The organism is Streptomyces sp. SID11385 (assembly GCF_010548245.1).
Taxonomy (GTDB): Bacteria; Actinomycetota; Actinomycetes; order Streptomycetales; family Streptomycetaceae; genus Streptomyces.
Genome location: NZ_JAAGLR010000593.1, coordinates 1 through 20,857 on the forward strand (window position 1 = coordinate 1; position 20,857 = coordinate 20,857).

20 protein-coding genes and 1 pseudogene are annotated in these 20,857 nt (G+C 72.7%); 15 read left to right on the plus strand and 6 right to left on the minus strand.

All coding sequences use genetic code 11. The features are described from left to right. Positions 1-621 (minus strand): RNA polymerase sigma factor (locus G3I42_RS18075; RefSeq protein WP_343244579.1); only part of this gene is annotated, 621 nt, incomplete at its 3' end. A 555-nt stretch (positions 622-1,176) separates the two neighbouring features. Here G3I42_RS18075 and G3I42_RS18080 point away from each other — a divergent pair. Together G3I42_RS18080 and G3I42_RS18085 are read left to right on the plus strand one after the other, a co-directional pair. Further along, positions 1,177-1,590, plus strand: a complete 414-nt coding sequence (locus G3I42_RS18080) for a hypothetical protein (RefSeq protein ID WP_343244580.1) — start codon at positions 1,177-1,179, stop codon at positions 1,588-1,590. After that, positions 1,587-2,372: a hypothetical protein gene (locus tag G3I42_RS18085; RefSeq protein WP_164287223.1), complete on the plus strand. Its 786-nt coding sequence runs from the start codon at positions 1,587-1,589 to the stop codon at positions 2,370-2,372. Before G3I42_RS18080 ends, G3I42_RS18085 begins: the two co-directional genes overlap by 4 nt. 44 nt (positions 2,373-2,416) lie before the next feature. Here the strand turns inward: G3I42_RS18085 and G3I42_RS18090 are convergent, their stop codons facing one another. Beyond that, entirely contained in the window at positions 2,417-3,268 is an 852-nt protein-coding gene (locus G3I42_RS18090) for an IclR family transcriptional regulator (RefSeq protein WP_343244581.1), read from the minus strand. A gap of 89 nt (positions 3,269-3,357) precedes the next feature. Here G3I42_RS18090 and G3I42_RS18095 point away from each other — a divergent pair, with 89 nt between their 5' ends. After that, on the plus strand, positions 3,358-4,347 hold the full coding sequence (locus G3I42_RS18095) for an amidohydrolase family protein (RefSeq protein ID WP_164287227.1): 990 nt from the start codon (positions 3,358-3,360) through the stop codon (positions 4,345-4,347). Continuing rightward, a complete protein-coding gene (locus tag G3I42_RS18100; protein WP_164287229.1) occupies positions 4,344-5,798 on the plus strand; it encodes an amidohydrolase family protein in 1,455 nt (484 codons plus the stop codon). The genes G3I42_RS18095 and G3I42_RS18100 overlap by 4 nt, the downstream gene beginning before the upstream one ends. 133 nt (positions 5,799-5,931) lie before the next feature. Here the strand turns inward: G3I42_RS18100 and G3I42_RS38435 are convergent, their stop codons facing one another. Then, the gene (locus G3I42_RS38435; protein WP_164287232.1) at positions 5,932-7,257 is read right to left on the minus strand and encodes a helix-turn-helix domain-containing protein; all 1,326 of its coding nucleotides are present in this window, start codon (positions 7,255-7,257) and stop codon (positions 5,932-5,934) included. Between the two features lie 264 nt (positions 7,258-7,521). Here G3I42_RS38435 and G3I42_RS18110 point away from each other — a divergent pair, with 264 nt between their 5' ends. Both G3I42_RS18110 and G3I42_RS18115 read left to right on the plus strand, forming a co-directional pair. Continuing rightward, the gene (locus G3I42_RS18110; protein WP_164287234.1) at positions 7,522-8,469 is read left to right on the plus strand and encodes a VOC family protein; all 948 of its coding nucleotides are present in this window, start codon (positions 7,522-7,524) and stop codon (positions 8,467-8,469) included. Positions 8,470-8,519: 50 nt separating this feature from the next. Continuing rightward, positions 8,520-9,455 (plus strand): 3-keto-5-aminohexanoate cleavage protein, encoded by a 936-nt coding sequence (locus G3I42_RS18115; RefSeq protein WP_164287236.1) that lies wholly within the window; start codon positions 8,520-8,522, stop codon positions 9,453-9,455. A 67-nt stretch (positions 9,456-9,522) separates the two neighbouring features. On the opposite strand, the gene G3I42_RS18120 is transcribed toward G3I42_RS18115, so the two are convergent. Both G3I42_RS18120 and G3I42_RS18125 read right to left on the minus strand, forming a co-directional pair. After that, positions 9,523-10,125: a nuclear transport factor 2 family protein gene (locus G3I42_RS18120; RefSeq protein WP_239096527.1), complete on the minus strand. Its 603-nt coding sequence runs from the start codon at positions 10,123-10,125 to the stop codon at positions 9,523-9,525. Between the two features lies 1 nt (position 10,126). Then, a complete protein-coding gene (locus tag G3I42_RS18125; protein WP_343244582.1) occupies positions 10,127-10,666 on the minus strand; it encodes a flavin reductase family protein in 540 nt (179 codons plus the stop codon). Positions 10,667-10,959: 293 nt separating this feature from the next. On the opposite strand from G3I42_RS18125, the gene G3I42_RS18130 reads away from it, so the two are divergent. After that, positions 10,960-12,141, plus strand: coding sequence for an acyl-CoA dehydrogenase family protein (locus G3I42_RS18130; protein WP_164287238.1), 1,182 nt, complete (start codon positions 10,960-10,962; stop codon positions 12,139-12,141). A 79-nt stretch (positions 12,142-12,220) separates the two neighbouring features. Here G3I42_RS18130 and G3I42_RS18135 read toward each other — a convergent pair whose 3' ends face one another. After that, positions 12,221-13,879: a glycoside hydrolase family 20 protein gene (locus G3I42_RS18135; RefSeq protein WP_343244583.1), complete on the minus strand. Its 1,659-nt coding sequence runs from the start codon at positions 13,877-13,879 to the stop codon at positions 12,221-12,223. A 448-nt stretch (positions 13,880-14,327) separates the two neighbouring features. Here G3I42_RS18135 and sdhC point away from each other — a divergent pair, with 448 nt between their 5' ends. The 8 genes and pseudogenes from sdhC to G3I42_RS38440 form a co-directional block, all read left to right on the plus strand. After that, positions 14,328-14,708 (plus strand): succinate dehydrogenase, cytochrome b556 subunit, encoded by a 381-nt coding sequence (sdhC, locus tag G3I42_RS18140; RefSeq protein ID WP_008747624.1) that lies wholly within the window; start codon positions 14,328-14,330, stop codon positions 14,706-14,708. 4 nt (positions 14,709-14,712) lie between these two features. Beyond that, on the plus strand, positions 14,713-15,201 hold the full coding sequence (locus G3I42_RS18145; RefSeq protein ID WP_164287240.1) for a succinate dehydrogenase hydrophobic membrane anchor subunit: 489 nt from the start codon (positions 14,713-14,715) through the stop codon (positions 15,199-15,201). 25 nt (positions 15,202-15,226) lie between these two features. After that, positions 15,227-16,981, plus strand: a complete 1,755-nt coding sequence (gene sdhA, locus G3I42_RS18150; protein WP_164287267.1) for a succinate dehydrogenase flavoprotein subunit — start codon at positions 15,227-15,229, stop codon at positions 16,979-16,981. Next, complete coding sequence (locus G3I42_RS18155) at positions 16,981-17,742, plus strand: succinate dehydrogenase iron-sulfur subunit (RefSeq protein ID WP_164287241.1); 762 nt, start codon at positions 16,981-16,983, stop codon at positions 17,740-17,742. The genes sdhA and G3I42_RS18155 overlap by 1 nt, the downstream gene beginning before the upstream one ends. Before the next feature lie 130 nt (positions 17,743-17,872). Beyond that, on the plus strand, positions 17,873-18,535 hold the full coding sequence (locus G3I42_RS18160; RefSeq protein ID WP_164287243.1) for a hypothetical protein: 663 nt from the start codon (positions 17,873-17,875) through the stop codon (positions 18,533-18,535). Between the two features lie 456 nt (positions 18,536-18,991). Continuing rightward, the gene (locus G3I42_RS18165) at positions 18,992-19,672 is read left to right on the plus strand and encodes an SDR family NAD(P)-dependent oxidoreductase (protein WP_164287245.1); all 681 of its coding nucleotides are present in this window, start codon (positions 18,992-18,994) and stop codon (positions 19,670-19,672) included. Between the two features lie 50 nt (positions 19,673-19,722). After that, positions 19,723-20,514: an SDR family oxidoreductase gene (locus G3I42_RS18170; protein WP_203606971.1), complete on the plus strand. Its 792-nt coding sequence runs from the start codon at positions 19,723-19,725 to the stop codon at positions 20,512-20,514. After that, a pseudogene (locus G3I42_RS38440) lies at positions 20,511-20,792 on the plus strand (hypothetical protein); the annotation flags it as partial. The gene G3I42_RS18170 and the pseudogene G3I42_RS38440, both read left to right, overlap by 4 nt. Positions 20,793-20,857 lie beyond the last annotated feature (65 nt).

Sequence of the window (20,857 nt, forward strand, 5' to 3'; positions counted from 1 at the left end):
CCCCTCGCCCGCGTCGGCGATCCCCGTACCGCCGCCGGTCGTCCCGCCCATGCCGTCCGTCCCGTCCGCCTCGCGGCCGCCCAGAAGTTCGGCCAGTTTCTTCAGTCCGCGGTGGGCCGCCGTGCGTACCGCGCCCGGACGTTTACCGAGGGTCGCGGCGGCGCTCTTGGCGTCGAGACCGACGACAACGCGGAGGACGACGGCCTCGGCCTGGTCCTGCGGGAGGCGTGCGATGAGGGCGAGGGTCTCGCCGGTCGCGAGGGCCTCGATGGCCTCGCCCGCCGTGTCGGAGTCCCCCGCGCGCACGGTGAGTTCGGACTCGTCGCCGCCGACGGCGGGACGGCGGCCGCGCATCCGGATGTGGTCGAGGGAGCGATTGCGCGCTATCCGCGCCGCCCAGCCCCGGAACCGGTCCGCGTCCCCGTCGAAACGGCCCAGGTCACGCGCTATCTGGAGCCAGGACTCGGAGGCGACGTCCTCCGCGTCGCCCTCGCCGACGAGGGTCCTGATGTAGCCGAGCAGGCGCGGCTGCACCTCGCGGTACACCGTACGGAAAGCGGCCTCGTCCCCCCGCTGAGCCGCGAGTACCGCGGCGGTCAGCTCCGCGTCGTCCCCCAGCACCCCTCAGCCTGCCCCCACTCGCGTCACCACCGGGCCCGTGTCCGGTCCGGCGCGAATCAGCACGCTACCGGTCAGTTGGCCAGTACTCCACCCTTTCAGGCCGAGCCGGACGTTCGGCCCCTGCCCCCCGCACCACGAAGCGTTACCGACACGTGACCGTCCGGGTGTGACGTCTGGGGGGACCATGGCGCTGTAGGAAGTACGGGCCCTCAAACGGCCCGTGCCGTGCGACGGCCGGGTCTCTCCTGTGGGGGGTGGCGACCCGGCCGTTCGCCTTTCCGCGCACGCCGTGACCAGGGGCAACGATGCTGGGCGCCGGGCCGCGTGACCAACGTCGCGGCCGAAGCTTCCCGTACCACCCGGCGCGGCCGGGACCGGTCCGAGGAGGTTTCGGCCGTTCTGGACGGGTCCGAGGCCGGCACGCTGCTGTCGGCCCCCGGCTCCGCTAGGTCAACTCCCGCTTCCCCAGGGCGAATACGCCTTATTATTTCTCATCGGCGGAGTCGACCGTGCGACGTAACGCTACCGAGGACAGGGGGCGTGATGGGCCCGGACGTGGCTGTGGAACTGGCGCGAACAGCTGGAGTGACACTCGTCGGCGCGATGGCATCAGACGCCTGGGGCTGTGCGCGAGACGGATTCATCACGTTGTGGCGGCGCGTCCATCCCGAACGCGCCGAAACCCTCGCGGCCGAACTCGACGCCGCGAGGGCGGATTTGCTCGCTTCCCGTGAGAACGGCGATGAGCTGTCCGAGGCGGAGCTGCGTGCGGAGTGGCAGGGGCGTGTACGTCGCCTGCTCAGGGACAGACCCGACATCGCCGCCGCGCTTCGTGAGCTCCTCGACGAACTGCGGCCGGAATCCTCGCGCGGAAGCGCGGATGTCGGAGAGGTGCGGATGAGCGGCCGCGCGACCGGAAAGGGCCGCGTGTACCAGGCAGGACGCGACCAGCACATCACCGAGCGATGAGCCCTCCGCAGCCGGAAGGGCGAGGAAAGCGCCTCACGGGCTCGGTGAGCAGCCAAGGACGCGCGTCCGGGCGCGGGCAAGTCAACCAAGCGGGTGGCGACCAGCGGATCGACCAGCACACCGAACATCACCATCACTACGCGGCGGACCAGGCCAGGGTCTTCCGCCACCCGATGATCCAGGTCATGATCCTCGTCGGTGTCGTGATGGTCGCCGTCGTCGTGGTGGTCGTGGTCAAGTTCGCCGGGGCTCCGGCGGCAGGCGGTACAGAGAGCCGGCGATCAGCACTCCCCGGCGACTCGGCACGGTCCGACGGCACAGCCTCACCGACGGCCGCCGCGCCGCCGGCAAGCGCGTCGAAGGCCGTGGAATCCCCAAGCCCCCGGGCGGACACTCCTTTGTGGTCGGGCAGGATGAGGCTGACGTACATCGACCTCGACTCGAATCCACCGTCCGTGCTGTCGAGCAATACCGGAGCCAGCTTCTGGATCAACTACGCCCAGACCGGCGAGGTCCGCGAGGACGAGATGTACGGACTCGGCGGGGGACTGTTCACCACCACGCCGACCGTCGCCCGCTGGGACACTCCCGCGAAGCCGACTCGGCAACAGTGCGCGGAGCTGATCACCACACAGGGCTCGGAGACCCTGCCCGTCACCGCCGGCAAGCGGTACTGCGTCAAGTCCAGGCAGGGGCGCATCGCCGTGGTCACCGCCGGAGCGTTCGACCAGGACGGCGGGAACTACACCGGCACCATCACGGTGTGGGACTCTGCTCGCTGAGGTCTGTGCGGAGCGCCCGCGCGAGGCCCGACGACCCCGTATCCTCACGCCCGGCCCGCACCCCCCGCCCCCGCCTCGTCCCCCCGCAGCGCGCGGGAGACCGCGCGGGCCGTTGCCCGTACCGCCGGGGTGAAGCCCGCGCCGGAGAAGCCCTCGCGGGGGGCCACCACCGAGAGGGCCGCCACGACCGACGTGCTGTCGCGGACCGGGGCCGCGACCGTGCTCACCGGCCACGGGCGGGTCTGGGTGCCCTCCGCGTGGTCGGCGAGGCGGATCTCGGCGAGGAGGCGGCGCAGCTCCGCGGGGGTGCGGATGTCGTCGTGGCCCCGGCCGGGCTCGTACGTGGCGATCAGGTGCTCCTGGAGCGCGGGCGGGGCGAAGGCGAGCAGGACGAGGCCGACGCCCGTCGCGGCGAGGGGCAGACGCCCGCCGACGCGGTAGCGGACGGGGCTCGCGTCGCGGGCGGAGAGGCGCTCGACGAGCACCGCCTCCTCGCCCTCACGCACCGCGAGCAGCACGTGCTGCCGCGTGACGTGGAAAAGATCCTCCATGTACGGCATCGCCACCGCCCGCAGCCCGTGGCCGCGCGGCGCGAGCGAGGCCGTCTCCAGCAGGCGCAGGCCGACGACGAAACGGCCGTCCTCCCGGCGTTCCAGCGCCCCCACCCGGACGAGCGAACGCGCCAGGCGCAGTGCCGAGGAGCGCGGGAGGCCACCGCGTTGCGCGAGGTCCGCCGGGGTCAGCGCCCGGTGGCCGCTGTCGAAGGCGCCCAGCAGCGCGAAGGCGCGGTCGATGACGGGGCTGCCCGCGGCGGGCTTGCGTCCGCGCCGCCGCGGGGCGCCCTCCTCGCGGGCCGCACCGGGCCCCTCGGCGCTTCCCTCAGGTCGTCCGTTCACAGGTGTTCCATTCATTGGCACCGCTCCTGCGGCTCCCCGTCCGTCTCCATAGATTCGCAGGCGAGCCCCCATCGACCGAGGAGCGCCACATGAGCCCGCACGGCACCCACGACACCGACCCCGAAGCCACGACCGGCCTGGTGGACGTCCACGCCCACTTCGTCACGGACCGCTACGTCGCCGAGGCGCGCGCGGCCGGGGTCGCGCACCCGGACGGGATGCCGGGCTGGCCCGAGTGGTCGCCCGAGCAGCACCTGGACCTGATGCGGCGCGGCAACATCACCAAGTCCTACCTGTCGATCTCCTCGCCCGGCACGCACTTCGGCGACGACGCCGCCGCCCGCTCGCTGGCGCGCGAGGTGAACGAGTACGGGGCGCGCACGCGCGACGCGCACCCCGAGCGGTTCGGGCTCTTCGCCTCGCTCCCGCTGCCCGACGTCGACGGCGCGCTCGCCGAGGCCGCGTACGCGCTCGACGTGCTCGGCGCGGACGGTGTCGCCGTCGAGAGCAACCACCACGGCGTGTACCTCGGCGACGAGCGCCTGACCCCGCTGTGGGAGGAGCTGAACCGGCGCGGCGCGCTCGTCTTCGTCCACCCCACCTCGCCGCCGCACGCCGACGCCGTCGACCTCGGGCGCCCCCGCCCCATGCTGGAGTTTCTCTTCGACACGGCCCGTACGGCGAGCGACCTCGTCTTCAACGGCGTCCTGGCGCGTACGCCGGACATCCGCTGGGTCCTGACCCACGGCGGCGGCGCGCTGCCGCTCCTCGCCGACCGCATGGACATGTTCCGCAAGGGGCTCTTCGGCGGCGAGGGCCCCGGCGTCGTCGAACAGCTCGGCGGCCTCTGGTACGACATGGCCGGGACGCCCTTCCCGCGCCAGATCCCCGCCTTCGCCGCCGCGTTCGGCACGGAGCGGCTGCTGTACGGGAGCGACTACTGCTGGACGCCCGCCTCCGGAGCCCTTGATCAGATCACCTCCGTGGACATGGCGGCGCAGCCCTCCGGCGGCGGCACGTGGCGGGACCTGACGAGCCGCAACGCCGCGAAGCTCTTCGGCGGGGCGGAGGAGCGATGAGCCGTTACGTGGAACCCGCGCGGGTGCGGGGCCGGGTCGTGTTCCGGGACGTCACGGTGATCGATCCCGCCGCGGGGAGCGGGAGCGCGGGCAGGGACGTCGTGGCCGAGGAGGGCCGGATCGTCTCCGTGTCGCCCACGGGCGCGGAGCCCGCCCCGGCGGACGGCGCGCACGTCGTCGAGGGCGGGGGCCGGTTCCTCGTCCCCGGCTTCACGGACACGCACACGCACGCGCTCAACACCCCCGAGGACGTCGACGGCGCCTACGCGCTGATGCTGACGCAGGGTGTCGTGGGCTTCCGGCAGATGTCGGGGAACCGGGCGCTGCTCGCGGCCCGGCGCGAGGGACGCCTGCCGCGGCCGAACGGCGCGCCCGCGCTCCGGGCGACGGCCGGGGACCTGCTGACGCCGCTCAACGCGGGCAGCGCCGAGGACGCCGTGCGGACCGTGCGCGAACAGCACCGCGACGGCGCGGACTTCGTCAAGGCGGGCATGACAACGGCGCAGACGTTCATGGCCGCGCTCAAGGAGGCGAACCGGCTCGGGATCAGGCTCGGCGGCCACCTCCCGCCCGACCTCGACCCGCGCGAGGCCGCGCGCGGCGGGGTGTGGTCGATCGAGCACCTCGGCCCCGGGGTCACGGTGTTCGCGGCGGCGTCCGCGCGCGAGCCGGAGGTACGGGCCGTGGGGGCGTCGCGCCGGATGCCGTCGCTGCCGAAGGTGCGGTTCCCCGGCGCCGAGAAGCTCGTCATGAAGCTCATCGAGGGCGTCGTGACGAACCCGGCGACGCGGACCTCCCCGGACGAGGCGCACGCGTACGAGCTGGCGGACGGCTCGTACGACCAGGAGAAGGCGGAGGAGCTGGCGGCGCTCTTCGTCGCGCACGGGACGTGGCAGTGCCCGACGCTGATCCGCGTGCACACGCAGCAGTTCGGGGACGCGCCCGAGCACACCGAGGACCCCAGGCGCCGCTACATGGCCCCCGCCGAGCTGCGCAAGTGGGACAAGTCGGCGGGCAAGTTCGCCCGGCTCCCGGACGCGACGCGGCGCGCGCTGAGGGAGCACTGGGCGGCGCAGCTGCGGATGACGCGGACCTTCGCCGAGGCGGGGGTCCCGATGGTCGCGGGCTCCGACGCGTGCGGGGCGGCGGGCGTTGTCCCCGGCTTCGCGCTGCACGACGAGTTCGACCTGCTGGCGGAGGCGGGGCTCGCTCCCGGGGCTATCCTGCGGATGGCGACGAGCGAGGTGGCCCGCTTCCTCGGCGAGGAGGGCGAGTTCGGCCGCGTCGCCCCGGGCCTCCCGGCGGACCTCGTCCTCCTGGAGGCGGACCCCTTGAGCGACCACCGGGCGCTGCACGGCATCGCGGGCGTGATGCGCGACGGCGACTGGTGGGAGCGGGCGGAGCTGGACGCGATCCTGGAGAGGGTGGCGGCGGCACCGGGGGCGTACTGAGGCGCGAGTGGTGCGGAGGCGCGCCGAGGCGCGGGTACGGGGCCGCGCGTACGGTACGGGGGCACCCGGCCCGTACGCGCGGCCCCGCCGCCGCACCCGCCCCACGCCCTCCGCCCCCGCGCCGCCCACGCCCTCAGTCCCGCGTCACCCGGTCCCCCAGCACCCCCGAGAGCCGCAGCGCCGCCTCCAGTTCCAGGCGGCGCTCCGCCACGTCGCGGCCGGTCAGCTCGGTGAACTTCTTGACGCGGTAGGCGACCGTGTTGCGGGCCACGTTCAGTTCCTCGGCGGCGCGCATGAGGCTGCGGTCGTGGCGGAGGTAGGCGGCGACCGTCTCGCGGAGTTCGGCGGCGGCCGGGGTGCTCGCCGCCGCCTCGCGCAGCTCCCTGCGGACGAAGGTGCGGGCGCGGTCGAGGTCCTGGGCGAGGAGGACGGCGAGTTCGACGTCCGGGTAGTGGATGAGGTTCGTCAGGCCGCGCGGGTTTCCGCAGGCGCGGGCGAGTTCGGCGACGCGGGCCGCCTCCAGGTGGCTCTGCCGGAAGCCCGCGACGCCTTCGGCGGCGGCGGACACGGCCACGTGCACGTGCGCGGGCAGGTCGGCGACGCCGTCGCCCGGCTCGGTGTCCCAGGAGCGCCACGCGCCCCAGGCCCACAGCGAGGACGTGCCGTCGGGGATCTCCAGTGTCGTCGTGCAGCCGTAGGCGTGCAGGAGGCGCGAGGCGGCGCGCTGGAGGTCCATGGGCGCGGCCTCCCTGCCCGGCGACTGCCACAGCACGAGGGCGACGTGCGGGCGCTCCAGCGGGTAGCCGAGCACGCGGGACGCCTCCTCGGGCGGCTGCGGCGGCCCGGGGGCGAGCAGCTTCCGCACGGTCGCCGCCCGTTCCGCCGCCGCGCTCGTCACCCAGCGGTCGTGCTCGGCGTTGTGCTCGACCGCCATCGTCGAGGACATCACCTCCACGACGCGGAAGACGAGGTCGGAGACGCGGGCCAGTTCCGCGACGCGCTCCTCCTCGGGGACGAGCACCGAGGCCGCCGCGATCAGTTCGCGGGTCAGCAGCGCGTGCCCGATCTGCACGCCGCGCAGGACGAGGTCGACGCGGATGCCCCGGCGGACGTGCACGCGGTCGCCCTCCAGTTGCTCCTCGGTGAGCCGGGCGAGCGCGGGATCGTCGGCGACCACGACGAGCAGCCCGTGGATCACCGCGGACTCGGTGCCCCGGCGCAGGATCTCGACGGCTTCCTCGCTGCCGCCGAGTTCGGGGACGCGCGCGATGATCTCGTGCGCCATGCGGCTCCCCAGCGCCACGGCCCACCGCACCGCGTCGGGGCCCAGCCGCTCGGCGGCCTGCGCGAGCAGCGGCGGGTGGCTCGCGGGCGGGGGCGGGTCGTCGTGGCGCAGTTCCCGTACCCACGTGCGTTCCGCCGCCCGCGCCATCGCGGTCACCGCCTCACTGTCGTCCACCGGCCCCCGTCGTCCTCCCGCCCGGACATACCGCGCGGGATGGGCAGTGAACCACACGAAAGCGGACAGCGCTTGGGCCGGGAGGCCGAAGCGCGCCCCCCTGACTGGGCGCGAGGACCAAAGTCCAACCGGGGCGGCGAGTTCTGTCCTGCCAGCCCACGCCGGACCGGTACGGGGCGCGCATCCTCATGGCGTCGGGCGCGCCCCCGCCCGTTCCGCCCCGCCCCGTCTCCCCCCGCCCACGGTCACCCGAAAGAGCCGCCCATGTCCCTGCACCGCCTCACCGGTCTCACGCTCGGCGTCCCCGACGTCGCGAGCGCCGCCGCCTACTACGCCGAATTCGGCCTCACTCCCCTCGCGTCCACCCCCGAACAGCCCCCGCACACGGCGCGTTTCGCCACCGTGGACGGCGGCGAACAGCTCCGCATCGCCCGCTCCGACCGCCGCCGGCTGCTCCACCTCGGCATCGGCGCCGACGACCCCGACGACCTCGACCGCGTCGCCGCCTCGCTCACCCGCTTCGGCGTCGAGGTGACCCGTACCGGCACCTCCGTGCGCGCGAGCGACCCCGGCACCGAGGTCACCGTCGAGGTCACGATCGCCGAGCGCGTCGTCGCCCACGACCCGCCCGCCCCGGTCGCGTACAACGGCCCCGGCGAGCCCGTGCGCGCGGGTGAGCGCGCGCCGGGCATCCTGCGCGAGGGCCCCGTCCGGCCGCGCAAGCTCGGGCACGTCGTACTCGGCTCGACCGACCAGCAGACCTCGCAGCGCTTCTTCACCGAGGGCATCGGCTTCCGGGTCAGCGACGAGGTGCCGGGACTGGCGGCCTTCATGCGCTGCTCCACCGATCACCACAACGTGCTCGTGCAGCAGGCCCCCGTGAGCTTCCTGCACCACACCGCCTGGCAGGTCGACGACATCGACGAGATCGGGCGCGGCGCGAAGGCGATGCTGGAGACGGACCCCGAGCGGCACACGTGGGGGCTCGGCCGGCACCACATCGGCTCGAACTTCTTCTGGTACCTCAAGGACCCGGCGGGCAACTTCAGCGAGTACTACTCCGACCTCGACTGCGTCGTGGAGGACGCGCTGTGGAAGCCGGGCGTCTGGGACGGGGCGCAGGCCCTCTACTCCTGGGGTCCCCCGCCGCCGCCCTCCTTCCTCGCCCCGGAGGACCTGGCGGCCCTGATGAGCGGCGCGCACTCCGCCTGAGCCGTCCCCCCGGAACACCGAACCACCCGCCGCACCCCAGGAGTTCACCCGTGAAGCGCACCAACAAGATCATCATCAGCTGCGCCGTGACCGGCTCCGCCCACACCCCGAGCATGTCCCCGCACCTGCCCGTGACGCCCGAGGAGATCGCCGCGCAGAGCGTCGCCGCCGTGCGCGCCGGGGCCGCCGTCGTGCACCTGCACGCGCGCGACCCGAGGACCGGGCAGCCGACGCCCGATCCCGAGGTCTTCCTGCGCTTCCTGCCGCACATCAAGGCCGAGACGGACGCGGTCGTCAACATCACGACGGGCGGCAGCGTCAACATGACGCTCGACGACCGCCTCGCCGCCGCCCGCCGCGCCCGCCCCGAGCTGGCCTCGCTCAACATGGGCTCGATGAACTTCGGCCTCCACCCGGCCGCCGAGGTGGCGCGCGACTGGAAGCACGACTGGGAGCAGGAGTACCTGCGCGCCTCCGAGGGCGCGATCTTCGCCAACACCTTCGCGCAGATCGCCACGACGCTGCGCGAGCTGGGCGAGGGGCAGGGCACGCGCTTCGAGTACGAGTGCTACGACGTCGGGCACCTCTACAACCTCGCCCACATGGCCGACCGCGGCCTCGCCAAGCCGCCGTTCCTCATCCAGTCCATCTTCGGCATCCTCGGCGGCATCGGCGCCGACCCGGACAACCTCCAGCACATGGTGACGATCGCCGACAAGCTCTTCGGCGACGACTACTACCTCTCCGCCTTCGCCGCCGGCCGCCACCAGATGCCCTTCGCCACGCAGTCCGCGCTCCTCGGCGGGCACGTCCGCGTCGGCCTGGAGGACAGCCTGTACATCGGGCGCGGCGAGCTGGCCACGTCCAACGCGCAGCAGGTCGAGAAGGCCGTGCGGATCGTCAGGGAGCTGGGGCGCGAGGTCGCGACGCCGGACGAGGCACGGCGGATGCTGGGGCTGAAGGGGCTCGGCGAGGTCGGCTTCTGAGCCGGGGCACACGGGAGGGGCCCCGAGGCGGATGCGTACGCCCCGGGGCCCCCGCCCACCCGCGCCCTCAGCCCCCCAGCCAGTCCCGCACCTCCGCGTAGAACGCCGCCGTCTCCTCCGGCCGGTCGTCCCCGAGCAGGTCCGTCGACGGCGGGTAGCCCCGGCGCGCGAGGTGCCAGGAGAGGATCGCGTACGAGGGCCGGTACGGGGCCAGCTCGGCGGCCGGGATGGTCACCGTCTCGCCCGGCACGGCCGGCAGGCACGTATCGCGCCCGTACACGCAGTCCAGCGCCGCGATGCCCCACCGGCCCCCGCGCCGCTCCAGGCGGTAGACGATCCGCGTGTACGAGGCGAGGTCGGCGAGCACCCCGCCGATCTCCGTCCGCACCTCGATGCCCGCCGGGACCTCCGCCAGGGCGCGGTCGCCCACGATCCGCACGGCGGGCGGCGAGAGGCGGTGCACGCTCGCGTCGCCGCGCCCGGTCATCGCCTCGGACGCGGTGACGAAGCCGGGCCCGTCGCCCTGGTACCAGCTCAGCCGCACGGCCGCGTCGGGCCAGTAGCAGGCGCGCATCTGGTCCCACCAGGCGCGGTCGCGGCCCTGCCGTTCGAGGAGCACGGTCTGCGTGACGAGGGCGATGTCGTCGCCCGCCATGACGAAGCCGGTCATGTCAGTCCTCCCACCAGTCGAAGCACCGTACGGGCGCCGGGCGCACCGCCTCCGCGAGCCGCGCGAGCCGGCCGCGGTGGAAGACGAGCGGGTCCCGCCCCGCCGCCGCCAGTTCCCGCACCCGGCCGAGCACCGCCACGTGGTCACCGGCGGGCAGCGTCTCCTCAAGATCGCACTCGATCCACGCCGCCGCACCCGCGAGGCGCGGCGCGGCGCGCCCCGTCAGGTCCCACTCCCCCGTCGCGAAGCGGTCCGCGCCGCGCCGCGCGAAGGACGCGCACACGTGCTCCTGGTCGTCGGCGAGGACGTTGACGCAGAAGCGGCCCGCCGCGATCACCGCCGCCGCGCTCACCGAGGTGTGGGTCGCGTAGAAGACGACGAGCGGCGGGTCGAGCGACACCGAGGTGAAGCTGCCCACCGTCAGCCCCACGGGTCCTTCGGGGCCTGTCGCCGTGACGACGCAGACCGAGGTCGGCACGTGCCCGAGGACGTGCCGGAAGTCCCGCGCTGCGGCGGGGATCGCGGTGGGTAGGGGGGACACGGCGGCCTCCGGTCTCTGGGTACGGCGCCGGGGCGGGCCCGGCGTGGTCCCCCTCAGTGAAGGCGCGCGGCGCGGGGCACGGCACTGGCCCGGGCGCACAGGAAGACGCGCCGCCCTTGGTCGCGCGGACCCAAGCCCGGCGCCGAGCCCCGACCCACGCGCCCCCCGCCCCGCCCGGCTGGCCCCGAGGACCAAGCCGCGCGGCCGACTCTGCCCTCCCAGCCACAGGACGCGCGGCGCCGCGCGGCGTCCAATCACCGGGACGGCACAACGCGCACCACCCAGGAGGCCCCATGAGCACGCCCACCGCAGAGGAACTGAAGGCCAGGGCCACCGCCCTCGTCCCGCTGCTGAAGGAGAACGCGGCGCGCGCGGAGAGCGAGCGCCGGGTTCCCGAGGAGAACATCAAGGCGCTCACGGAGGCGGGCCTGTTCCGCCTCACCGTGCCGCGCCGCCTCGGCGGCTTCGAGACGAACTTCCGCACGATGCTGGAGGTCACGAGCGAGCTGGCGCGCGGCTGCGGCTCGACGGCGTGGGTCGCGACGCTGATCAACGTCACCAACTGGACCGTCGGGCTCTTCCCCGAGCGGGCGCAGCTCGACGTGTGGGGCTCCGGGCCCGACGCGCGCGTGTGCGGGGTGCTCGCGCCGACGTCGACGAGCCGCAAGGTGGAGGGCGGGTGGCGCGTCACGGGCCGCTGGGGCTTCGCCTCCGGCAGCCTGCACGCGCAGTGGGCGAACCTCGGCATCCCGCTCACCGACGGGAGCGGCGCGCAGACCGACCAGGGCTCCGCGCTCATCCCGCTCACCGACCTCACGATCGACGACACGTGGTACGTGGCGGGGATGCGCGGCACCGGCAGCAACACCCTCGTCGCCGACGACGTGTTCGTGCCCGAGCACCGCGTCCTGTCCACGACGCGCGGCGTCGTCGGCGACTACCCGACCGAGCACCAGGACGAGGTCCTGTACCGCTCGGCGATGGTCCCCGTGCTCGCCCTCGTCCTCGCGGGCCCGCAGGCCGGGCTCGCGCAGGCCGCGCTCGAACACGTCGTCACCTCGCTCGGCAAGGGCAAGGGCATCTCGTACACCTTCTACGAGAAGGCCGCCGAGGCCCCGTCCACGCAGATCCAGCTCGCCGAGGCGGCCCAGCTCGTCGACACCGCGCGCCTGCACCTGCTGCGCGCCGCCGACGACATCGACACGTGGGCCGCCTCCGGCACGTACATGCCCCTGGAGATCCGCGCGCGCGTCCGCATGGACACCGGCTACGTCGCCCGCCGCGCCCGCGAGGCCATCGACATCCTCGTGAGCATCCACGGCGCGGGCAGCTTCGCCGAGGTCAACCCCCTCCAGCGCATCTGGCGCGACCAGGAGACCGGCAGCCGCCACGCGGTCGTCAACCCGGCCATCGCGAGCGAACTCTACGGCCGCGCCCTGCTCGGCATCGAGGACCAGGTGACCCCGCTGATCTGAGGGGGCTCCGGCGGGGCGGGCGGTACGGGAGCGGGCGGTACGGGACGGCCGCGCGTACCCGCCCCGTGCCCGCCCTCCCTCAGCCGATCGCCCGCGACACCGCCTGGAAGTCCGTCCAGCTGCGGGCCGGTTTCGTCGCTGCCGGCCAGAGTTTCTCGGTCAGGGCGCGGAGGGGGAGGCGGATGCCCTGCGCGACCTGGTCGGGGGTCTGGGCGTTCGGGAAGTCGCCCCAGACGGCGAAGCCGCCGCCCTCGATGAGGTGGTCGTAGCGCGCGGGGACCGCGCTCGTGCCGCGCAGCACGCGGGGGGTCCAGGACTCGTAGATGCGCCGGCCGGTCGGGTACGTGAAGGTGTTGGGCTGGCCGAGGACGTAGTAGAGGAACTCGTCGTTGTAGTTGAGGACCTGGCGGCCTTCGGCGAGGTAGTCGGCGGGCGGGCGGGCGCCGAGTTCCTTGCCCGTCCAGTAGACGACCTCCACCTTCCGGTCGGCGACGACCTGGCCCCCCGCGAAGAAGCCGTCGTTCCACGCCCGCGCGATCCGCCCCTCGCGCGCGTCCCGCACCGTCTTCGCGCGGTCGTTCAGCCACGCCTGGGCGAGGTCCTGGACGCGGCCCTTCGCCCCGTACTTCTTGCGGGCGAGCGCGGCCAGCTCCGGGAAGGACGCCTCGGGGTCGGAGCGCACGAGGGCCTGGTACTCGTCGGCGCCGATGTGCCACCAGCGCCCGGGGAAGAGGCTCGCGTACTCCTTGAGGAGGTCGTCGACGATGCGGGCCGAGTCCGCGTTCCCGATGTCGATCGCGCCCTCGACGGGCTTGCCCGCCGCGTCCCGCAGCTGGAGCTTCGGGTGCGCCTTGATGACCGTGCCGAGGTGTCCGGGCGAGTCGATCTCGGGGACGACGGTGACGTGCCGGGCCGCCGCGTAGGAGACGATCGAGCGGACCTGCGTCTTCGTCAGGTGCTGCGCCGAGACGATCTCGGGGTGCGAGGAGGACTCGACGCGGAAGGCCTGGTCGTCGGAGAAGTGCAGGACGAACTGGTTGTACTTGAGGTCGGCGATCTCCGCGATCCGCGCCTTGATCCACGCCTCGTCGTACCACTTGCGGGCGATGTCGAGCATGAACCCGCGCTGCGGCTTCTCCGGCCGGTCGTTCACGGTGCCCTCGGGCATCGTGCCGTCCGCGCGCACGGCCTGTCCGAGCGTCCGGGTGCCCCACCACACCCCGTCCTGGCCCGCCGCCGTGATCCGCGCCTGGCCCGCGGCGACGCGCAGCGTGTACGCCTCGTCGCCGCCGTCCGCGTCCCCGTCCCGCGCCTTCTCGTCGAGCCCGAGCCACACGTCCCCGCGCCGCGGGTCGGCGTCGCCCCCGTACGTCATGCCGAGTTCGCCCGCGAGGAGCTTGGCCTCGTCCGCGAGTCCCTCGTCCGCGGCGAGGACCCGCCCGGACTTCGCGGGCTTCCAGCCGGGGCCGCGCGCGGCGTCGAAGTCGCGTACGGAGGGGATCGTGCGCGGCGGCTTCGAGACGGGGTACGAGGCGGCGGGCGTCGGCGAGACGGTGAGCTCGTCGGCGCCGCTCGCCGAGCCCGGACCGCCGCCGTCCCCGTGGTGGTCGCCGCCCGGCCACACCGTGAGGCCGAGCGCGACGGCCGCCGCGACGACGAGGGCCGCGATCGAGGCCCACGCGGCGCGGCGACGCCCCCCGCCCGGGTCGCGGGGGTCCTGGCGGCGGTGCTCGGCCACGGGTCACGTCCTCGTTGCTCGGGTGCGCGGTACTGCCGTACGAGACCTCTTCCCGCTGCGGCCGACACGGTGTCACTCCCGGCGCCCGGCCCCTCGTTCGGATGACACCGCGCCCGGCCGGGACCGTCCCGCCGGGCCGCGTCTGCCCCGTACGGCGGTGTCCGACACGCGCGGCACAGCGCGCGCACAGCCGCGTGAAGGGAGCCGAACGGGCGTCACCGGGCCTCAAATGGGCAGGCATCCGCCCTGATCGGACGCCTGAACACACCCTTTCGGCCGACTCCTTCGCCCGTACGTGCCAGTTTGATCACACCGCATGCCCCCGTGCGGGGCGGGCCCCCGCCCGTGACTACGATGGCCGGGGCCGGTGGACCGTACCCGGCCGGGCCGACCGTCGACAGGAATGGATCGCGGCAGGCTCCCAATCCTTTCCCCGGAGGGTTCTTCCGTGCCGGCTGGAACGCTGTACCGCGGCCGGGAAGGAATGTGGTCCTGGGTGGCTCATCGAGTCACCGGCGTCCTCATTTTCTTCTTCCTGTTCGTACACGTCCTGGACACCGCGCTCGTGCGTGTCTCCCCCGAGGCGTACGACGACGTCGTTGCCACCTACAAGAATCCGGTCGTCGCGCTGCTGGAGTACGGCCTCGTCGCCGCGATCCTCTTCCACGCGCTCAACGGCCTGCGCATCATCGCCGTCGACTTCTGGTCGCAGGGCCCCCGCCACCAGAAGAAGATGCTCTGGACGGTCCTCGTGGTGTGGGTCGTGCTGATGCTCGGCTCGCTCTACTCCGTCCTCGGCCACGCCGCACGTCAACTGTTCGGGAGCTGACGCGATGTCCACCGAGACCTCCTCCGCGGCCTCTTCCGCGATCGGACCCGTCGAGGGCGCCTCGCTCTACGACGTCGACAACCCGGCGCCGGTCATCGAGCCGCCCCGGCAGCGCACCAAGAAGACGAAGAAGAGCCCGCAGCGCAACTTCGAACTGGCCGCCTGGCTGTTCATGCGCCTGTCGGGCATCGTCCTGGTCGTCCTCGTCCTCGGGCACCTGCTCATCCAGCTCTTCCTGGACGGCGGCGTGCAGAAGATCGGCTTCGCGTTCGTCGCCGGGCGCTGGGCCTCGCCGTTCTGGCAGGGCTGGGACCTGCTCATGCTGTGGCTCGCGATGCTGCACGGCGGCAACGGCCTGCGCACCGTCATCAACGACTACGCCGAGCGCCCCATGACCCGCATGTGGCTCAAGGGCCTGCTGTGGGCGGCGACCATCTTCACCGTCCTGCTGGGCACGCTGGTGATCTTCACCTTCGACCCGAACATCCGTTAGAGCCGGGGCCACGAGAATCATGAAGCTGAAGATCCACAAGTACGACACCGTCATCGTCGGCGCCGGCGGCGCGGGCATGCGCGCCGCCATCGAGGCGACCAAGCGCAGCCGTACCGCCGTACTGACCAAGCTCTACCCCACCCGCTCCCACACCGGCGCGGCGCAGGGCGGCATGGCCGCGGCCCTCGCCAACGTCGAGGAGGACAACTGGGAGTGGCACACCTTCGACACGATCAAGGGCGGTGACTACCTGGTCGACCAGGACGCCGCCGAGATCCTCGCGAAGGAGGCCATCGACTCGGTCCTCGACCTGGAGAAGATGGGCCTGCCGTTCAACCGGACCCCGGACGGCACGATCGACCAGCGCCGCTTCGGCGGGCACACCCGCAACCACGGCGAGGCGCCCGTGCGCCGCTCGTGCTACGCGGCGGACCGCACCGGTCACATGATCCTCCAGACGCTGTACCAGAACTGCGTCAAGGAGGGCGTGGAGTTCTTCAACGAGTTCTACGTGCTCGACCAGCTCCTCACCGAGGTCGACGGCGTCAAGCGCTCGGCCGGGGTCGTGGCGTACGAGCTGGCGACCGGCGAGATCCACGTCTTCCAGGCAAAGTCGGTCATCTACGCCTCCGGCGGGACCGGCAAGTTCTTCAAGGTGACGTCGAACGCGCACACCCTGACCGGTGACGGGCAGGCCGCCGTGTGGCGGCGCGGGCTGCCGCTGGAGGACATGGAGTTCTTCCAGTTCCACCCGACGGGCATCTGGCGCATGGGCATCCTGCTCACCGAGGGCGCGCGCGGCGAGGGCGGCATCCTGCGCAACAAGGACGGTGAGCGCTTCATGGAGAAGTACGCGCCCGTCATGAAGGACCTCGCCTCGCGCGACGTCGTCTCGCGCTCGATCTACACCGAGATCCGCGAGGGCCGCGGCTGCGGCCCCGACGGCGACCACGTGTACCTGGACCTGACCCACCTGCCGCCCGAGCAGCTGGACGCGAAGCTCCCGGACATCACCGAGTTCGCCCGTACGTACCTCGGCATCGAGCCGTACACGGACCCGATCCCGATCCAGCCGACCGCGCACTACGCGATGGGCGGTATCCCGACCAACGTGCAGGGCGAGGTCCTCGCCGACAACACGACGGTCGTGCCGGGCCTGTACGCGGCCGGCGAGGTCGCCTGCGTCTCCGTACACGGCGCCAACCGGCTCGGCACCAACTCGCTGCTCGACATCAACGTCTTCGGGCGGCGCGCGGGCATCGCGGCGGCCGAGTACGCGCACGCCAACGAGTTCGTGCCGCTCCCGGAGGACCCGGAGACGCAGGTCGTCGCGCAGGTCGAGCACCTGCGGAACTCGACGGGCACCGAGAAGGTCGCGGTGCTGCGCAACGAGCTCCAGGAGTGCATGGACGCCAACGTGATGGTGTTCCGTACCGAGCAGACGATCAAGACGGCGGTCGAGAAGATCGCCGAACTGCGCGCCCGGTACAAGAACGTGGCGATCCAGGACAAGGGCCGCCGCTTCAACACCGACCTCCTCGAAGCGATCGAGCTGGGCAACCTGCTCGACCTCGCCGAGGTCATGGCCACCTCGGCGCTCGCCCGCAAGGAGTCGCGCGGCGGTCACTACCGCGAGGACTTCCCCACGCGCGACGACGTCAACTTCATGCGTCACACGATGGCGTACCGCGAGGTCTCGGCGGACGGCACCGAGGCGATCCGCCTCGACTACAAGCCGGTCGTGCAGACCCGCTACCAGCCGATGGAGCGTAAGTACTGATGACTACCGCGATCATGGACAAGGTGGAGGAGGCCGGGGCCGCCTCGGGCCACCTCATCACGGTCACCGTGCGCGTCCGCCGGTTCAACCCGGAGGTCTCCGCCGACGTCGTCTGGCAGGACTTCCAGCTCCCGATGGACCCCAAGGAGCGCGTCCTGGACGCCCTCCACAAGATCAAGTGGGAACAGGACGGCACGCTGACGTTCCGCCGTTCCTGCGCGCACGGGATCTGCGGCTCGGACGCGATGCGGATCAACGGCAAGAACCGCCTCGCGTGCAAGACGCTCATCAAGGACCTGAACCCCGCCAAGCCCATCACGGTCGAGCCCATCAAGGGCCTCACGGTCCTCAAGGACCTCGTGGTGGACATGGACCCGTTCTTCCAGGCGTACCGCGACGTCATGCCGTTCCTCGTCACGACGGGCAACGAGCCGACCCGCGAGCGGCTCCAGAGCGCCGAGGACCGCGAGCGCTTCGACGACACCACCAAGTGCATCCTGTGCGCCGCGTGCACGTCCTCGTGCCCGGTGTTCTGGAACGACGGCCAGTACTTCGGCCCGGCGGCGATCGTCAACGCGCACCGCTTCATCTTCGACTCGCGCGACGAGGCGGGCAGCCAGCGGCTCGAAATCCTCAACGACAGCGACGGCGTGTGGCGTTGCCGCACCACCTTCAACTGCACCGACGCCTGCCCGCGCGGCATCGAGGTGACGAAGGCGATCCAGGAGGTCAAGCGGGCGCTGATCACGCGCCGCTACTGAGGACCTGACGGGGCCGCGGCTCCGTCACGTGGCTCTCGTACATACGGGGCCGTCACCCCTCGCCGGGGTGGCGGCCCCGTCGTATGTCACGATGCTCGTCTCCGACTCACCCGTATGGGGGACAGCACCGATGACCACACCGCCGCCCGGCCCCGACAGCAGCGACCCGTTCACGAAGGGGCCCGCGGGACCGCAGGGGGTGCCGCCGCAGGGGATGCCGCCGCAGGACGGGGTGCCGGGGCCGGGCGGGCCTGGGCCGGGGGGTCCGCAGGGGCCGGGGGGTCCGCAGGGGCCGCAGTGGGGCCCGCCGCCCGGGTACGGCGCTCCGGGGCAACCGCCCGTGTACGGCTATCCGCAACAGCCCCCGGCCGGGTACGGCTACCCGCAGCAGCCACCCGCCGGATACGGCTTCCCGCCACCGGGGGGTGCCCCGCAGTACGGCGGGCCCGCCCCGCTGCTGGCGATCGGCGACATCATCGTGACGCAGACGGAGATCACCACGCCCGCCGGGACGATGCCGCTCAAGGGCTCGGTGTGGAACGCGAGCGACATGTCCCGCACCGAGGAGAAGATCAGCCAGACCGGCATCATCCTGGCCATCATCTTCGGCATCCTGCTCTGCGGCCTGGGCCTGCTCTTCCTGCTCATGAAGGAGCGAAAGACGAGCGGCTTCATCCAGGTGACCGTGACGAGCGCGGGCCGCCACCACTCCACGATGCTCCCCGCGCTCGGACCGTGGAGCTTCCACCAGGTCATGCAGCAGGTGAACTACGCGCGGTCGCTGAGCGTTTAGCCGCGGGGGTCTTCACCTCGCGGTGGTCGGCCGCCCGGCCGACCAGCCGCGTGACGACCTCGTACAGAATGCCGGGACGCCGACGCACGGCCCGGACCGGACCGGCCGTGGCCGCCATCCCGATACCCGCGCTGTCCTGCACAGCGCCCTTTTTCCTCCGTCACGCACACCGATGTTCCTTTTGTATCGCCTTCCTTACTGGCTCATCATGGCGTTACAAACAAACAGTAGGAATTGGGGGCCGAGCCGCGGAGCGGTTCGGACCCAGCGGCCACGCGCACCAGGCTGACCCGACCGTTCCCCTTGCCGGCCACGACCGGGCGATCCGCGGCCCGGACGGCTGCGCGGTTCCCGCCGGGCGCGCCGCCCACGCCTGATCCGCACACCCGGTCCACCCGTCGGCCGGGCATCCCGGGCCCCCATGTCCTGCCGTCACCACACGGAAGGGATGTCACCGTGCCCACTCTCGCCATCGTCGGCGCAGGCCCCGGCATGGGCCTGGCCATCGCCCGCACCTTCGGCAGCCGCGGCTTCGACGTCGCCCTGATCGCCCGTACCAAGGGGAAGCTGGACACGCTGGTCGACCAGCTCCGCCGGGAGGGCATCACGGCAGCCGCGTTCCCCGCCGACATCCTCGACCGCGCCTCACTCACCGACGCCCTGGACGCGGCCAGCGCCCGCTTCGGCGGCATCGACGTACTGGAGTACTCGCCGGCACCGCACTCCGCGGTGCCCGGCCTCACCGTGGTCGCCCCCTCGGAGGCCACGGTGGACAATCTCCAGCCGATGATCGAGTACGGCTTCTACGGCGCCGTCGCGGCGGTCCGGGCGGTACTGCCCGCGATGCGCGAGGCGGGCGCCGGGACCCTGCTGTTCACCGCCGGCGGCGGTTCCGTGGACCCGGTGCCGATGTTCGGCAACGCCAACGCGGCCCAGGCGGCGCTGCGCAACTGGGTGATCAACCTGAGCAAGGAACTGACGGGCAGCGGCGTGTCCGCCGCCCACGTGGTGATCAATGTCTGGATCGGCGGGGGTGGTCCGGAAGGCAGCCCGGCGGCCACGCCCGAGCAGATCGCGCCTCTGTACTGGGACCTGTACGAAAACCGCGACCGCTCCGAGGCCGTCTTCGACGCCTGACCGGCCGCCGGCTCATCCGCATGTGTGCTTCATCAGGAAGCGACAGAGAAGTGACGTACCTGGATCTGCGGGACAAGGCCGCCCTCGTCACCGGAGGCGCCGGTGGGATCGGCGAGGCGGCGGCGGGAGCGCTGCTCGCCGAGGGGGCGAAGGTGGCGATCGTCGACATCTCGGCCGCCGCACTCGCCGAGACGGCCGCCGCGCTCGGGGCCGAGGACGGCCGTCTCCTCACGATCGCGGCGGACGTCAGCAAGGAGGACGACGTCAAGGCCTACGTACAGGCCACCGTCGACGCGTTCGGCACGATCGACGTCTTCTTCAACAACGCGGGCATCGAGGGCAGGGTGGCCCCGCTCGTCGAGCAGGAAGTGGAGGACCTCGACCGCGTGCTCGCCGTCAACGTACGCGGTTCGTTCCTCGGTCTGAAGCACGTGCTGCCGGTCATGTACGCGAAGAAGGCCGGATCGGTCATCAACACCTCGTCGATCGGCGGCCTGTCCTCGGTGACCACGGGCACCTCCCCGTACAGCGCGTCGAAGTTCGCCATCACCGGGCTGACCCGTGTGAGCGCCCTGGAGTCCGCGCCGTACGGGGTGCGCGTCAACTCCGTGCATCCGGGCGTGACGGACACGAAGATGCTGCGTCGCCTGGCGGCGGGGCACGCCGGCCAGGGGAGCGGCGCCGACACCGGGGGGACGGGCGACGAGGGCGGCATCTCCGTTCCGCTCGGCCGTCAGGCGCGACCGTCCGACATCGCGAACACGGTGCTGTTCCTCGCCTCGGACGCCTCGTCCTTCGCCACCGGCGCGCAGTTCCTCATCGACGGCGGCACCCTCGCATGAAGCGCGCGGCTCCTCCACCGGGCGACCGCCGCGCCAACGGCCCCGGACCCGGACGGACAAGGAGGCGGGAGAGGCATGAGAGCGATAGGAGTGCGCAGCCCCGGCGGGCCGGAGGCACTGGGGGTACCGCAACTCACCGAGCCACAGGCGGGACCCGGCAGGTGCGGGTCCGCGTGCACGCGGCGGCGGTCAACCCGACCGACACGCTGCTGCGTACGGGAAGCGGACGCGGCGACGGCCCGTGGGTGCCCGGGTGGGACGCCGCGGGGGTGCTCGACCAGCTCGGCCCGGACGCGGACGGCAGGCTCTCGGTCGGGCAGCGTGTGGTCGCCTTCGTGGTGCC

Bases quoted from the DNA above. Each gene is read 5' to 3' on its own strand.
- G3I42_RS18085 (WP_164287223.1), top strand. From the start codon at position 1,587: ATGAGCCCTCCGCAGCCGGAAGGGCGAGGAAAGCGCCTCACGGGCTCG.
- G3I42_RS18130 (WP_164287238.1), top strand. From the start codon at position 10,960: ATGAGCACGCCCACCGCAGAGGAACTGAAGGCCAGGGCCACCGCCCTC.
- G3I42_RS18095 (WP_164287227.1), top strand. From the start codon at position 3,358: ATGAGCCCGCACGGCACCCACGACACCGACCCCGAAGCCACGACCGGC.
- G3I42_RS18110 (WP_164287234.1), top strand. From the start codon at position 7,522: ATGTCCCTGCACCGCCTCACCGGTCTCACGCTCGGCGTCCCCGACGTC.
- G3I42_RS18145 (WP_164287240.1), top strand. From the start codon at position 14,713: ATGTCCACCGAGACCTCCTCCGCGGCCTCTTCCGCGATCGGACCCGTC.
- G3I42_RS18160 (WP_164287243.1), top strand. From the start codon at position 17,873: ATGACCACACCGCCGCCCGGCCCCGACAGCAGCGACCCGTTCACGAAG.
- G3I42_RS18155 (WP_164287241.1), top strand. From the start codon at position 16,981: ATGACTACCGCGATCATGGACAAGGTGGAGGAGGCCGGGGCCGCCTCG.
- G3I42_RS18100 (WP_164287229.1), top strand. From the start codon at position 4,344: ATGAGCCGTTACGTGGAACCCGCGCGGGTGCGGGGCCGGGTCGTGTTC.
- G3I42_RS18120 (WP_239096527.1), bottom strand. From the start codon at position 10,125: ATGACCGGCTTCGTCATGGCGGGCGACGACATCGCCCTCGTCACGCAG.